Here is a 13589-nt window from a genome sequence, read left to right as displayed (position 1 = left end):
ATGCAGTTAGAAGTAATCAAACACGATCCAAGCGAACCCGCCGATGCGGTCATTATCTGGTTGCACGGACTGGGCGCCTCGGGAAACGACTTCGTCCCCATGGTTGAACACTTAAATTTAGCCCCGGCCCACGTACGTTTCTTATTCCCTCACGCGCCACGTATTCCGGTCACCATTAATCAAGGTATGGTGATGCCCGCTTGGTATGACATCACAGCGATGACCATTGATCGTGAGATTGATGCGACCCAATTACGCGCTTCTGCTGCCGCGATTCATCAAATGATCGATGAGCAAATAGAGCAAGGCATTGATAGCAAACGCATTATTATTGCTGGCTTTTCACAAGGCGGTGCAGTCAGCTATGAGGCCGCGTTAACCTACCCCAAACCCTTGGGTGGTTTGATGGCACACTCGACTTATTTCGCAACGCAAGGTGACATAAAACCTGCCGAGGCAAATCGTTCACTGCCGATTTTAGTACAACACGGTACGCAAGACCCCGTTGTTCCTGAAACGCTCGGTCAACGGGCTGTGGCGCAGTTAAAAGAGATGGGTTACGAAGTGACTTATCAAACCTACCCCATGCCGCATTCACTATGCATGGAGCAGGTTGAGGATATGCAGAAGTGGTTACTCGAGCGCCTTTAAGCGTCTTTTAACACTTGTAGCTCGTCGCACCATTGGTCGGCGAGCTTATGAGCACGCTCAGCACTGTCGACCATTAGGTTGACGTGGCCCACTTTACGACCGGGGCGCGCGTCTTTGCCGTACCAATGACAATCAGCGGCACCGGCTTCCCATAACACTTCCGGAAAACCGTCAATGCCAATGGCATTTAGCATTAATGTGGGAGCAACGAGTAAATCTGGTGTGGGTAACCCCGTAATTGCGCGCATGTGCAGATTAAACTGGTCACAATTCGAACCACTCATCGTCCAGTGACCCGAGTTATGAACACGCGGCGCAATTTCGTTGACCAATAATTGTTGGTCGTCACCCTCGCCCACCACAAAAAACTCGATAGCTAACACACCAATATAATCGAGTTCATCGGTCAGTTTTTGGTGATACGCCTGCGCCTGACGCTCCAGTGCTTCGGAAAAACTCTGTGCACCGGCAATGCTATAAGCCAGAATGCCTTTGCGATGGACATTCAACGTCAATGGATATCCGCGCTGTTCACCATGATGATCGCGTGCTGCGACAACTGAGACTTCATCGCTAAAGTCGATCATATCCTCGACGATACCCGGACGTTGTCCCGCCTCGGCGATAATGTCATCTTTTGCCTGACCGGGCTTCCAGCGCCACTGACCTTTACCATCATAGCCGCCCTTCGCTGATTTAATGACAACCGCGCGGTCACAGTCAGCCAAAATGCTCTCGAGCTCAGCAGCGTCATTAAAAGGTTGCCATTCAGACGTTGGAATCTCTAGCGTGTCACAAAGGGCTTTTTGCGTGCGACGGTCGGTTAGTTGACGGAATAGACTGGCTTTTAATAACCACTTATCTGCCGTCGCATCAATCAGATCATCGGCAAGGTGTTCATGTTCCCAAGTGACAACGTCAGCCCACTCTTTTGCTTCTTCCAAGGTTAAAGCCAGTGCTTGCTGGCTACCCAGTGCCTTCACTTGATGGTCGCGGTCGCTGTACAAAATACATTCATGACCTTGCTGGATAGCCGCTTTACCCAGCATCTGCCCCAACTGTCCGTTACCTAAAATCAGTACTTTCATTCTGGTAACTCCAAATCCGCGTTCGCCATTACTTTATCGCGCTGTTGGTTGCGAAACTCGGTCACACGCTGACGCACGGTCGCGTCGAATGAGCCGACAATTTGTGCTGCGAGTAAGCCGGCATTAGCCGCACCTGCGTCACCGATCGCCAAAGTACCTACCGCTACGCCTTTGGGCATTTGCACAATAGAAAGCAAACTATCAAGTCCTTTAAGCTGTTTGCTCGATACCGGTACACCCAGCACAGGAATCGACGTGTGTGCGGCAAGCATGCCGGGTAGGTGAGCGGCACCACCCGCACCTGCGATGACTACCTTTACGTCATCCTTTTCTGCTTGCTCCATAGACGATTTGAGCAAATCGGGCGTACGGTGTGCTGAAACCACTTTTGCTTCCCAGCTTACGCCCAAGTCTTTGAGCATATAGGCTGCTTTCTGCATGGTTGGCCAGTCAGATTGCGAACCCATTAAGATCAGTACGGTAGCCATGTATCACCTTTTTGAAAGAGAGGGGGCTGAAAAGGCCGAAATTGTAGCGATCAGGGGACAAAACTGCAAATATTCTGCGGTTTTTTTGACCGTTAGCAAACCCCGTTGCGACCAAAGCACTATGTACATAATACGCCTTTTCGGTAGTATGGTTATAAACGCTTAATTTAAGGTCAATCCTATGTTGTTAAAACGCGATGAATCCATCATTTTGGTTGTCGATGCACAAGAGCGTATTACGCCAGCCATTCATCAACGCGACATTGTTACCTCACGCATGCGTTGGCTCGGTGAAATAGCATTGCAGCTCGATGTACCGGTACTGATAACGGAGCAGTATCCTAAAGGGTTGGGTTATACCGTTTCGGCACTACAAGAAATTATTGAAGCTGCTCGTGTTGTTGAAAAAACCCATTTTAGTGCTTGGCGTGAGTCAACGTTCCAAGAAGTTGTTAAAGAATACGACAAAAAGCAAATCGTCATTATGGGTATGGAAACCCATGTGTGCGTGATGCAAACGGCGCTAGACCTTGTTGAGCAGGGGTATCAAGTGTTTTTGCCAACAGATACGGTTGGCTCTCGCCGCCCTAATGACAAAGACACCGCCGTTGCACGTATGCGAGAGGCCGGTGTGCAAATTGTAACGTCGGAAATGGTCGCTTTTGAGTGGCTTGAAAAGTCAGGCACTGACACGTTTCGCCACATTAGCAAAAACTGGTTAAAATAAGTCCGAGTTTAATTGACAGACCTAAACAAGGGTATATACTGATGATCGCTGATGAAATTCGGCTATTGTTTTGAGATTTGTGTACGAAGTCCTTCTTTGCTGTACCTCGTTTTGTAAGTCCAAGTAATACCAATTTCTGAGCATTTTTAATTCACATGCATTACGAGGAAGATCAGCATGTCTACTACTACTGGTAAAGTTAAGTTTTTCAACGAAGCTAAAGGCTTTGGTTTCATCGAACAAGAAAACGGCGCAGACGTTTTCGTTCACTTCAGTGCAATCCAAGCTGACGGTTTCAAAACTTTAGCTGAAGGCCAACAAGTTTCTTTCACCGTTGCTCAAGGTCCTAAAGGTCCTCAAGCAGAAAACGTAGTTCCTATGTAATCTACGTTTAAAAAGAATTCTAAACGCCGCTTTTTAGCGGCGTTTTTTATTTCTATTCAAAAATTTGGGGACACTGACGATATTCATATATCCTTGATATAAATCAAGAAGAGAAGGATAGTATGAAAGATAACGGAACCATCACCCAAAAAGAACGCAACATCCCCGATAATTATCGCCTGATCTCATCAACGGATCGCAAAGGCATTATTACTCACTGTAATGACGATTTCGTTGAAGTCAGTGGATATGATCGTAAAGAGCTTATCGGCTCACCACATAATATTCTGCGTCATCCAGATATGCCAGCAGCCGTATTTGAAGATATGTGGCGTACCATTAAACGTGGTCATCCCTGGATGGGCTTAGTTAAAAACCGTTGTAAAAATGGCGACCATTACTGGGTTAGCGCATATGTCACCCCAATTATGCATGATGGTAAGCCGGCAGGTTTTGAATCCGTTCGCGTAAAGACGTCGGATGAACGTAAAGCTCGTGCCTTTGCTATTTATCAACGAATGAACCAAGGCCGCAGTCCAATCTCCTTCTCTAAACGTGCTTTTTATGCCGCTCGTGACTTAACACCGGTATTAATACCCGGTCTTTCTGCTACAGCAGCCGCTGCGTTTTTGGGGTCGATAGAGGCTAGTTTAGCGGTGCTAGCAGGTACGGCTATTAGTTGCGTTTGGTACGGCCGTTATATTTCTTCTATGCTACAACGCATGCTACAAATACGACCCGAAGCTTTTGACAGCGAGTTGATCGGTAGCACCTACTTCAATGCTCAGGGAAGAGAAGCCCAATTGTCCTTGATGTTGTTGAGCGAGGGGGCGCGTAACCGCACTGCGTTGGCTCGTATCAAGGATGCCGTGGGTGGCTTATTGCGCGTCGCCGATGACACGAGTCAACAGGCTAAAACTTCGAATGAGCAGGTACAACGTCAAACACAAGCTACCGACCAAACAGCGGCGGCGATGAATCAGATGTCTACTACCATACAAGAAGTCGCGGCAACCGTTGAGCAAAATGCGGAGCAAGCTGATAGCGCGAAGCAAAACACCGATGAAAGTGTCAAACTCGCACGTCAGGCAAGCGAAGTCATTGTTGAGCTGCACGAAGCCGTTAAACAAATCGCTCAAACGGTCGAGGCGCTTGACTCTTCAACGGCAGAAATCGGTGAAGCGGCTGATTTGATATCCTCCATTGCAGAGCAAACTAACCTGCTCGCGCTTAATGCCGCAATTGAAGCAGCTCGAGCCGGGGAGCATGGGCGAGGGTTCTCGGTCGTTGCTGACGAGGTGAGGAATCTCGCACGCAGGACCTCAGAGTCAACTGACAGTATCCATAATGTAATTAATCAGTTGCGAGGACGTGCCAAAGAAGCGGTTACAGTGTCGCAACAAGGTGAAAAGTCGGCTGCCGAAGGAGTAGATAAAGTTAAGCGAGCCGATAGTGCGTTGTCACAAATCTCCGATGCGATTGAACAGATTGCTGACATGTCTACGCAAATGGCGTCGGCTGTTGAGCAACAATCGGGCGTAGCCGAGCATATTAATCAACAGCTATCTGAGATTGCGGAAATTGCCCGTCAGACCGAACAAACCTCTGACAATACGCAGAAATCGAGCGATGATTTGAAGCGCACATCGTATGAGTTATACGAACTTATTGAGCGCTTCAACCTGAAAAGTTAATCTGCTTCGTGCTTACTTTCGTGCTGCGCTTCTCGCTGTTGTGCAGCACGTTGCTTTTCTTCAAGAAAGGCAACGTCGTCCATCTCGACTTCGGGTAACTCACTACAGACATCCCCGCCCAACCGATTCACGGCTTGACATAAATCCGAGACTTTTTGATCCAATACATGAACATGATCAAGCATTCGACCAATGGCTGTTGCAACAGGATCAGGATTATCGGCTGAAATCGCATACGCGTCAAAACCATAGGCTTTGGCCATTCTGGCACGGCGCTCCGATGTTTCTTTGTCTTGGCCTGACTTAGCTACTCGCGCGGGAATTCCAACCATCGTGGCACCATCAGGCACATCACGAACCACAACTGCGTTAGATCCAATTCGTGCTTCAGTACCGACAGTCAATGGACCGAGTACCTTTGCACCTGCACCAATGACTACCCCATCCTTGAGCGTGGGATGACGCTTACCTTTATTCCATGACGTTCCACCCAGGGTAACGCCGTGATATAGGGTCACATCATCACCGATCTCGGCCGTTTCGCCGATCACGACCCCCATGCCATGATCGATAAAAAATCGGCGTCCAATCTTAGCGCCCGGATGTATCTCAACACCAGTTAACCAGCGGCCAATATTTGAAACGAAACGCGCTAACCAATACAGCTTAAGTTTCCAAAGACGATGACTAAAGCGATGGAGCCAAATCGCGTGTAAGCCTGGATAGTTAAAGAGTATTTCAAAGGCGTTGCGGGCCGCAGGGTCACGGCTATAGACGCTTTTTATATCTTCTCGAATGCCTTTAAATAACATCGGCGCTTCCTTTTACCGAGTGGGAAACTCACGCAATAACTTGTCGACGTCAGCTAAAATAACGTCTTTTAATTCAGCCTCGTAACCTTCACGCTCTTTATCGAGTTCTTTGATCTTCTGCTTTGGAAACTTTTTACGGTTTTCGTGCGTCGGCATGTGTTTAATGCGTTCGTACATGTCGTGCATTGCAGGATAATCTTTCGAGTAGTCATACTCCGTCGATTCAGGACGATGATCCAGCAGCACCACAATGCGCAAACATCCTTCAGATAATGGACACTGATCTTGCTGCATGCCTTTGGCAATGGTAATAATGCTTTCGTCGATACGGTCAACACGCTTTTGCACCGCTTGTTGACGTAACTGATTTTGATAGCGTAGGCGTTTAAGTAGTGTCATAGCATAAACGGCTAAACCTACGATAACGACGACTCCCAGAATGTATAAAACTATCGCTAATGTAGACATCAATACTCCTCGTCATCCCATTCATCGTCATCATCGTCAAGATCGAGACCTAACTGGCTTGCCAGCTTTTCGTAACGTTCAGATTGCTCGTCGAGATAACGCTGATCATCATTAGACAACACCTCACCCTGCTCAAAGCGCTCAACTAAATCCTGCAATTTTTCATCATTTTGCAACTGCTCGAGCTCTTGTTGCGGAGTCAGTGCCGCGACGGCTGCTGTTGAAACAACAGGGCCTAGGTCGATCTTACGCTTACTGCCCTTACGTGGATCCGTTTGGGTGTCATTGTTTTGTCCCGTCTGCTGATCACGTTTAGGCTCACTATGGCGTTTACCGGCAGGCTGGCCTTTACCTTTTTTCTTTCCACGGGTTAGGTTTTCTACTTGGCGTTTATCTTTTGGCGCTTTCGACGGCGCAAGAGGCCCCGTCTTACGTGTTTTTTTCTTACGAGTCATGTGGACTCCTTATTTCATAGAGTTAGTCCTATTGTAACGCATACAAGCATTGTAATCAGCAGGATTTAACACAACGAAAGAAGGTTACCTGATCGCTCACTCTGTCGACGCTGAAACCAAACCGTTGCGCGATATAACGATAGGTCTGGTCAGTAAAAAATGAAACATGGGTCAGGTCGTTTTTATAATGCCAATTCGGAAATAAGTCAGCCGATACATAAGGCTTTGTCATCGTCGCTAACGTACCGCCTGGCTTAACGAGCCGACGTAACTTTATAAATTCTCGTTGCGGATAATAAAAGTGTTCTATGACTTCAGTACAGGTCACTACATCGTAGGATTCGCTCAGTACCGTCTCATCGGGTGAGTAAATAGGGTCATAATGGTGAGCATCGATACCCGACTCTTGCATCATTAGATGCAGCGTGGGGCCAGGTCCCGAACCGAAATCGAGGGCTGTTCGGTAACTCAAATTTTGGCAAACTTGCTGCAGTGGCTGCCAAAGGCGGCTTAAGAAGTCACGATAGTGTGGGTCATGCGGATCGTTTTCGTGTGTCTCGTAAAGGCGCTTCTCCTCGTCACGGTCAACGTGCGTCGCTGGATCAGCAAAAACTAACTGACAATGAGAACATTGATGGAAGGCACGTCTTCTATCACGCGCATAAAACCGACTTGGTGAATCACACAGAGGACATAACAACATAAAGGGCTCAATAGAAAAGAAAAAAGGCGATGTTTCCATCGCCTCTGTTTCTCATATTCGGCAGCGCACTGCAACTATGAGAATGGTTGTCACTGCTTCCGAGTTTTTATCTCGGTCTTCCGTAACCTAATTTTCTAGTTGTTGTTATTATAGAAAGGAGCAACCAATACTACTTTTACTCCCTGGATCTCTATTCTATTATTATTGGTTTTGTGAACCGAAATCCAGAATCGATTTATTGTTATTTTTATGTATCGATTTTATTCGCTGCTTTGAGCAGTCTTGTTATTGTTTTATTGCCTCAGGAGAGGTCATCTCCCTCGGACGCTTTAAAGACTACGTATTAATGCGGATGAGTTCAATGATTTTATCGCTCTAAAAATCCATTTTTTTATAACATTTTTGTTTATAAGACGTAAAAAACGCATAAATCTATAACATATGATAAAAAAAGGGTGGCATTCGAGCCACCCTTCATGAATAAACTTTTTTCTTAATAAAGACCGTGCAGGTACTCAGCGAGTAATTTCATCTCTTCATCGGTCATTTTTTCAGCAACACCGCGCATCATGCCGTTTGGATCATTGGCGCGCTTACCGCTACGAAAATTTTCTAATTGAGAAATAACGTACGCCGGATGCTGGCCTGAAATATCAGGAAAAGCAGCAAGACCCATACCGTTACCGCGCGGTCCGTGACAACCTGCACATGACGGAATATTTGTCTCTGGGTTACCGCGACGGAATAGATCTGAGCCTTTAGCGATCAGGTCTTCTGGGGTATCGCCTTTTGCAGGATCTTGTGCTGCAAAATAAGCCGCTAAGTCTTTCATGTCTTGTTCGGACAAGTTAGCAACTTGGCCCATCATGATAGCATTGTTACGACCTTGCTCACCGCCAGTTTCAGAGGCGGTTTTGAAGTCCATCAACTGCTTATAGATGTACTTGGGGTGTTGACCCGCTAAGTTCGGATACATGTCTGTAGGAGAAACGCCGTTAGGTCCGTGACATGCTGCACATACCTGAGACTTTTGTTTCCCTGCTTCGACATCACCCTGTTGCGCCATCGCAACGCTGGTCGAACTAATAAACAATCCTAGAATGATCGCGAATTTTTTCATGTCTGCTTCTCTTGTCTCTGTGAGGCACCCTCGTGCCTGAACCGATCGCATCTAACGGTAGCTTATTTTACACAAAACAACGCACGATTAAACGTCTAATGCACATTGTTTATGCAATTCAGCGTTGGAGAAAGTGTACAGATGCTTCATAATACCGCGCAATAGTGAACATTTTACAAGCAAGTGAGCCTGTCGTGTCAGAAAAGCGCATCAATTATCAAACAGCTACCTTTATTACTAGTGCCCCCAATATACGCAAGTTACCGGAGGATAGTGGCATCGAGATCGCGTTCGCCGGCCGCTCAAACGCAGGTAAGTCCAGTGCGTTAAATACACTTACGCGCCAGCGCAACTTAGCGCGGACTAGTAAGACGCCGGGTCGGACGCAATTGATTAACGTTTTTGAAACCGCAACCGGCCAACGCCTAATCGATTTACCAGGTTACGGTTTTGCCAAAGTCCCAATGGAAGTAAAAGAGCAATGGCAACGGTCGTTGTCTGAGTATTTGGAAAAGCGCGACTCACTCAAAGGCCTCGTCGTACTCATGGATATTCGCCATCCGTTTCGTGAGACCGACCAAGAGCTGATCTATTGGGCGGTGGATTGCGGCATCCCAGTATTGGCGCTATTAACCAAGGCAGATAAACTCAAACAAGGCGCTCGCAAGTCAACGTTATTGAAAGCACGCCAAGCAGCGATTGCCTTCAATGGTGACGTACAAGTTGAAGTGTTCTCCTCGCTCAAGAAGTTTGGTATCGACCAACTCGAGCAAAAGCTCGATCAATGGTTTTTGGGCGAAAAACCGGCCACCGATGACTTTGTAGAAAGCGATGACACATAACAGCACGGAGACTCCACCATTAAAAGCGTGGCTGTTGCTAGGCCTACTCGCACTGATATGGGGTAGTTCGTTTTTATTAATTAAGAAAGGGTTGATCGCCTTTACAGCGCTCGAAGTCGGTGCGCTGCGGATTGCATCTGCAGGGATCGTATTAACACCTTTAATCTTGCCTAAACTGCGTCAAATTTCCCGTAAACATTGGCTTAAACTGGCATGTGTGGGTTTAGTAGGTAGTTTCATACCCGCCTTCATGTTTGCCATCGCACAGACTCAGCTACAAAGCGGTGTCACGGGTGTATTAAACGCATTAACGCCAATATCAACGTTAGTGACCGGGGTATTACTATTTAGTCAGTCTGCTCGCTGGGCGCAGTGGGTAGGTATCGTCATTGGCTTAGTCGGGACGGTATTACTCATTACCGCAACAGCGAATGGTTCGTTCACTTTTAATAGCTATGCCTTATTGGTCATGCTTGCAACCGTGTGCTACGGCATCAACCTAAATTTAATCAAACATAAAATTGCCGACTTAAAACCGCTCACCATTACTGGCGTATCACTGCTGATGGCCAGTATTCCAGCAGCGATTTTCTTATTTCTAGGCACCGACTTTTTAGCCCATGCACAACGACCTAACGCGCCACTTTCCCTTACCGCTGTACTGGTGCTAGGAATTGTAGGCACTGCCGGTGCATTGGTCATTTTCAATTATGTCGTACAGCTGACCAACACCGTGTTCACCAGCTCCGTCACTTACTTGATTCCCATCGTCGCCATGATGTTGGGTGTACTTGATGGCGAACCCTTCTTTCTGCAGCACGGTTTGGGAATGCTCGCTATTTTAATCGGTGTTTGGTTTGCTAACCGCCGAGGTCGAAGCGGACTTGCAGGCATTCCTCAAAGCAACAAATAAAAAAGCCCGACCAAAAGGCCGGGCTAAAAACAATCCAGGGAGAACAAATTTTTGAAGGCTTACCTCTCGCCTTCACTTATTCAGAGTCTCCCTATTTAAGAAAGTTCAAAATTTCTCAAAAAAGTTAATGCGCTTCGTCCCAGTTTGCGCCAAAGCCGTACTCAGCAAGCAATGGCACATCCAAGTCAGCCGCCTCACCCATCACATCAGCAAGGGCTTTGGCATAACTCTCGGCATGTTCTGTACGAATTTCAAAAACTAATTCATCGTGCACCTGCATCAGCATCCGAACATCTGGCTGACAGCCCTTTTCATCGATCCAGTCGCCGACTTTTATCATTGCTCGCTTAATGATATCGGCCGCGGTACCTTGCATCGGTGCGTTAATCGCAGCACGTTCAGCCGCTTTGCGACGAGCACCATTGGATGCTTTGATTTCTGGAAGCGGTAAGCGACGGCCAAAAAGCGTCGATACATAACCCTGCTTCTTCGCTGTTTCGCGAGTATTTTCCATATATTCTAAAACACCAGGGAAACGCTCAAAATACTTGTCCATGTAGGCTTGCGCTTCATGTCGAGGAATATCAAGTTGGCGCGATAACCCAAACGCAGACATACCGTATATCAAACCAAAGTTAACCGCTTTAGCTCGGCGGCGCTGTTCATCAGTGACTTCCTCTAAGCTACAACCAAACACTTCACTGGCCGTAGCACGGTGGATGTCCTGCCCTTGGGCAAAGGCTCTTAGCAACGAGGCATCTTGCGATAAATGCGCCATAATTCTGAGCTCTATCTGACTATAGTCGATAGCTACGACCGTAAAGCCTTCCTCAGCCACAAACGCTTGGCGAACACGGCGGCCTTCGGGCGTACGAATAGGGATATTCTGTAAGTTGGGTTCAGTCGATGACAACCGACCCGTCGCGGCGACAGCTTGCTGATACGAAGTATGCACACGCCCAGTATCTGGGTTAATCATACGCGGTAATTTATCGGTGTAGGTCGATTTCAATTTAGCCAAGCTACGATGCTGCAAAATCACATCCGGCAGTGGATAATCATGCGCCAGCTCCTGCAGGACTTCCTCGGCGGTCGACGGTGCGCCTTTCGGTGTTTTCTTGATGACCGGAAGCTCAAGCTTTTCAAACAAAATTTGCTGCAGTTGTTTCGGAGAACCGAGGTTGAACTCTTCACCGGCAATTTCAAAGGCCTTTTGCTCAAGTTCAAGAAGCTTGTTAGCAATCTCTTCACTCTGTTTACCGAGCATTTCAGCATCAACTTTTACGCCGTATTCTTCCATGTCGGTTAGAATACTGACCAGAGGCACCTCAATATCGGTTAACACAGAGGCGAGCTGCTCACCTGTCTGGTGGACTTTGTCCCATAAAATATGATGCAACCGCAACGTAATATCGGCATCTTCCGCAGCATAAGGTGCTGCCTGCGCCAGCTCAATTTGGTTAAAGGTAAGCTGTTTTGCTCCTTTCCCCGCAATCTCTTCGAACTTAATCGGCTTATGGTTCAAGTATTGCAGACTGAGCGTGTCCATGTCGTGACGCGAACCAACACTATTAAAAACGTACGACGCCAACATGGTGTCATTCTTGATACCACGAAGTTTAATACCGTAACGACGTAGAATGTGCGCATCGTACTTAAGATTCTGACCTACTTTAGCGATACTGGAATCTTCGAGTAGTGGTTTTAAGACTTTTAACAACCAGTCACGATCGACTTGCTTTTCGACCCCGACGTAATCATGCGCCACCGGTATGTAAACCGCTTCGCATTCCGCTATTGAAAACGAAACGCCGACGAGTTGCGCTTCCATGTAGTTAAGGCTCGTTGTCTCGGTATCAAACGCAATGACCTCAGCTGATTTTAATTGCTCAATATAATCAGAGACTTCTTCTTCATTAAATAACGTCTTGTACGCGTCGCGGTTAACACTGAACTGTTCGCTTTGCTCTTCGGCAGGACTCGCTTCGCCTAAGGCTTGATCCGTTGCCGCGCCGGTTTCTAACAGCTCATTCAGCCAACGACGGAATTCCATTTTGCCATACAGCGTTTGTAGCTGATCCGTGTCAGCCGGTTCAATCGTTAACGCATCGGGTGCACATTCGAGCTCAACATCACACTTGATAGTCGCCAACTCGCGTGACATTAGCAATTGGTCTTTGAATTCTTCTAGTTTCTTCGGCATTGATTTAGCGCCGCGGAACCCTAATTCTGTCACCGCATTTATATCTTCGTAAATCTTATCGATACTCGGAATACCTTGAAGCATCGCCTGCGCTGTTTTCTCACCGACCTTGGGTAAACCAGGAATATTATCCGAGCTATCACCCATCAATGCTAAGTAATCAATAATTTGACTAGGCTTAACACCAAACTTTTCAACCACCCCAGACTCGTCTAGCAGTGTGTCTGTCATGGTATTAATCAACATGACATGATCATTAACTAGTTGCGCCATGTCCTTGTCACCGGTGCTGATCAAGGTAAACCGGCCCTTATCGCCGGCTTGCTTTGCCAGCGTACCAATTACGTCATCCGCTTCGACGCCATCAACACACAGTAATGGCAATCCCATTGCCTTAACAATGGCATGTAAGGGTTCAATTTGCGTGCGCAAGTCGTCGGGCATGGGTGGTCGATGAGCTTTATATTCATCGTAAATATCGCTACGAAACGTCTTACCTTTGGCATCGAATACCACTGCCATGTGCGAAGGTTTATAGCGTTTAAGCAAACTGCGCAACATATTAACGACCCCATAAACCGCACCCGTAGGTTCTCCGGCCGAGTTGGTTAAGTGTGGCGGAGCATGAAAAGCTCGAAATAAGTACGAGGAGCCATCGACTAAAATGAAAGGATTTTCAGGTACTGTCTGCGCCATGAATGCGGTCTCGCTGGTCAAAAAACTAATGTGCTAAGGATGCCATAGGCGCTGAAACAAGGCTAGTCGATAAATGTGGATACGCTGTGGATAATTCTGTTGACAATAGTAAACCCCACGAACAAACAAAAAGAGTTATCGTGTATGGGATAAATTTTAACAGCTTGATTTTAAAAGGGATTTTTAAACGGCGGGCTACCCTAAGTGCCCTACTTCTTATTATTTGTTTCGTTGTGGAAACTTATTTTTGCTACCCGACGTTTTGATACCAGAGCGCACCGAATCGAGCAGACTAAGTAGACTACCACAAAATGAGACAAGGTCTAGTCAGACTGTCGGTTTTTT

Annotated in this window: 14 protein-coding genes; 6 read left to right on the top strand and 8 right to left on the bottom strand. The window is 47.0% G+C overall.

Annotation, left to right across the window (positions count from 1 at the left end; all coding sequences use genetic code 11):
- The gene (locus tag BFR57_RS04555) at positions 1-651 is read left to right on the top strand and encodes a dienelactone hydrolase family protein (RefSeq protein ID WP_071462862.1); all 651 of its coding nucleotides are present in this window, start codon (positions 1-3) and stop codon (positions 649-651) included.
- Here BFR57_RS04555 and BFR57_RS04550 read toward each other — a convergent pair.
- Positions 648-1739 carry an ATP-grasp domain-containing protein gene (locus tag BFR57_RS04550; protein ID WP_006954092.1) on the bottom strand — a complete coding sequence of 364 codons (1092 nt, stop codon included), beginning with the start codon at positions 1737-1739 and terminating at the stop codon, positions 648-650. The two genes, BFR57_RS04555 and BFR57_RS04550, sit on opposite strands and share 4 nt — an antisense overlap.
- Positions 1736-2227 (bottom strand): 5-(carboxyamino)imidazole ribonucleotide mutase, encoded by a 492-nt coding sequence (gene purE, locus BFR57_RS04545; protein ID WP_006954093.1) that lies wholly within the window; start codon positions 2225-2227, stop codon positions 1736-1738. The genes BFR57_RS04550 and purE overlap by 4 nt, the downstream gene beginning before the upstream one ends.
- A 181-nt stretch (positions 2228-2408) precedes the next feature.
- Here purE and BFR57_RS04540 point away from each other — a divergent pair, with 181 nt between their 5' ends.
- The 3 genes from BFR57_RS04540 (at position 2409) to BFR57_RS04530 (ending at position 5032) form a co-directional block, all read left to right on the top strand.
- Positions 2409-2954, top strand: coding sequence for a hydrolase (locus BFR57_RS04540; protein ID WP_071462861.1), 546 nt, complete (start codon positions 2409-2411; stop codon positions 2952-2954).
- A gap of 177 nt (positions 2955-3131) precedes the next feature.
- The gene (locus BFR57_RS04535) at positions 3132-3338 is read left to right on the top strand and encodes a cold-shock protein (RefSeq protein ID WP_006954095.1); all 207 of its coding nucleotides are present in this window, start codon (positions 3132-3134) and stop codon (positions 3336-3338) included.
- 122 nt (positions 3339-3460) lie between these two features.
- Complete coding sequence (locus BFR57_RS04530) at positions 3461-5032, top strand: PAS domain-containing methyl-accepting chemotaxis protein (protein WP_071462860.1); 1572 nt, start codon at positions 3461-3463, stop codon at positions 5030-5032.
- Here the strand turns inward: BFR57_RS04530 and cysE are convergent.
- The 5 genes from cysE to BFR57_RS04505 all read right to left on the bottom strand — a co-directional run bounded on the left by cysE (position 5029) and on the right by BFR57_RS04505 (position 8590).
- On the bottom strand, positions 5029-5844 hold the full coding sequence (gene cysE, locus BFR57_RS04525) for a serine O-acetyltransferase (RefSeq protein WP_071462859.1): 816 nt from the start codon (positions 5842-5844) through the stop codon (positions 5029-5031). The two genes, BFR57_RS04530 and cysE, sit on opposite strands and share 4 nt — an antisense overlap.
- Positions 5845-5856: 12 nt before the next feature.
- Positions 5857-6312 carry a DUF2489 domain-containing protein gene (locus BFR57_RS04520; protein WP_071462858.1) on the bottom strand — a complete coding sequence of 152 codons (456 nt, stop codon included), beginning with the start codon at positions 6310-6312 and terminating at the stop codon, positions 5857-5859.
- Complete coding sequence (gene yihI, locus BFR57_RS04515) at positions 6312-6767, bottom strand: Der GTPase-activating protein YihI (protein WP_071462857.1); 456 nt, start codon at positions 6765-6767, stop codon at positions 6312-6314. The genes BFR57_RS04520 and yihI overlap by 1 nt, the downstream gene beginning before the upstream one ends.
- A gap of 55 nt (positions 6768-6822) precedes the next feature.
- Positions 6823-7470 carry a class I SAM-dependent methyltransferase gene (locus BFR57_RS04510; protein ID WP_071463834.1) on the bottom strand — a complete coding sequence of 216 codons (648 nt, stop codon included), beginning with the start codon at positions 7468-7470 and terminating at the stop codon, positions 6823-6825.
- A 493-nt stretch (positions 7471-7963) separates the two neighbouring features.
- Positions 7964-8590, bottom strand: coding sequence for a c-type cytochrome (locus tag BFR57_RS04505; RefSeq protein WP_071462856.1), 627 nt, complete (start codon positions 8588-8590; stop codon positions 7964-7966).
- Between the two features lie 194 nt (positions 8591-8784).
- Here BFR57_RS04505 and yihA point away from each other — a divergent pair, with 194 nt between their 5' ends.
- Both yihA and BFR57_RS04495 read left to right on the top strand, forming a co-directional pair.
- Positions 8785-9432 carry a ribosome biogenesis GTP-binding protein YihA/YsxC gene (gene yihA, locus BFR57_RS04500; RefSeq protein ID WP_071463833.1) on the top strand — a complete coding sequence of 216 codons (648 nt, stop codon included), beginning with the start codon at positions 8785-8787 and terminating at the stop codon, positions 9430-9432.
- On the top strand, positions 9422-10345 hold the full coding sequence (locus BFR57_RS04495) for an EamA family transporter (RefSeq protein WP_071462855.1): 924 nt from the start codon (positions 9422-9424) through the stop codon (positions 10343-10345). The genes yihA and BFR57_RS04495 overlap by 11 nt, the downstream gene beginning before the upstream one ends.
- Positions 10346-10469: 124 nt before the next feature.
- Here the strand turns inward: BFR57_RS04495 and polA are convergent, their stop codons facing one another.
- Positions 10470-13244: a DNA polymerase I gene (gene polA / locus BFR57_RS04490; RefSeq protein ID WP_071462854.1), complete on the bottom strand. Its 2775-nt coding sequence runs from the start codon at positions 13242-13244 to the stop codon at positions 10470-10472.
- Positions 13245-13589 lie beyond the last annotated feature (345 nt).

It is taken from the genome of Idiomarina sp. MD25a, from assembly GCF_001870515.1.
Classification (GTDB): domain Bacteria; phylum Pseudomonadota; class Gammaproteobacteria; order Enterobacterales; family Alteromonadaceae; genus Idiomarina.
Note: the sequence above shows the minus strand (reverse complement) of the source record. Positions and strands in the feature narration are given on the sequence as shown.

Coding starts and splice junctions, on each gene's coding strand:
- BFR57_RS04555 (WP_071462862.1), top strand. CDS start 1: ATGCAGTTAGAAGTAATCAAACACGATCCAAGCGAACCCGCCGATGCG.
- BFR57_RS04550 (WP_006954092.1), bottom strand. CDS start 1,739: ATGAAAGTACTGATTTTAGGTAACGGACAGTTGGGGCAGATGCTGGGT.
- purE (WP_006954093.1), bottom strand. CDS start 2,227: ATGGCTACCGTACTGATCTTAATGGGTTCGCAATCTGACTGGCCAACC.
- BFR57_RS04540 (WP_071462861.1), top strand. CDS start 2,409: ATGTTGTTAAAACGCGATGAATCCATCATTTTGGTTGTCGATGCACAA.
- BFR57_RS04535 (WP_006954095.1), top strand. CDS start 3,132: ATGTCTACTACTACTGGTAAAGTTAAGTTTTTCAACGAAGCTAAAGGC.
- BFR57_RS04530 (WP_071462860.1), top strand. CDS start 3,461: ATGAAAGATAACGGAACCATCACCCAAAAAGAACGCAACATCCCCGAT.
- cysE (WP_071462859.1), bottom strand. CDS start 5,844: ATGTTATTTAAAGGCATTCGAGAAGATATAAAAAGCGTCTATAGCCGT.
- BFR57_RS04520 (WP_071462858.1), bottom strand. CDS start 6,312: ATGTCTACATTAGCGATAGTTTTATACATTCTGGGAGTCGTCGTTATC.
- yihI (WP_071462857.1), bottom strand. CDS start 6,767: ATGACTCGTAAGAAAAAAACACGTAAGACGGGGCCTCTTGCGCCGTCG.
- BFR57_RS04510 (WP_071463834.1), bottom strand. CDS start 7,470: ATGTTGTTATGTCCTCTGTGTGATTCACCAAGTCGGTTTTATGCGCGT.
- BFR57_RS04505 (WP_071462856.1), bottom strand. CDS start 8,590: ATGAAAAAATTCGCGATCATTCTAGGATTGTTTATTAGTTCGACCAGC.
- BFR57_RS04495 (WP_071462855.1), top strand. CDS start 9,422: ATGACACATAACAGCACGGAGACTCCACCATTAAAAGCGTGGCTGTTG.
- polA (WP_071462854.1), bottom strand. CDS start 13,244: ATGGCGCAGACAGTACCTGAAAATCCTTTCATTTTAGTCGATGGCTCC.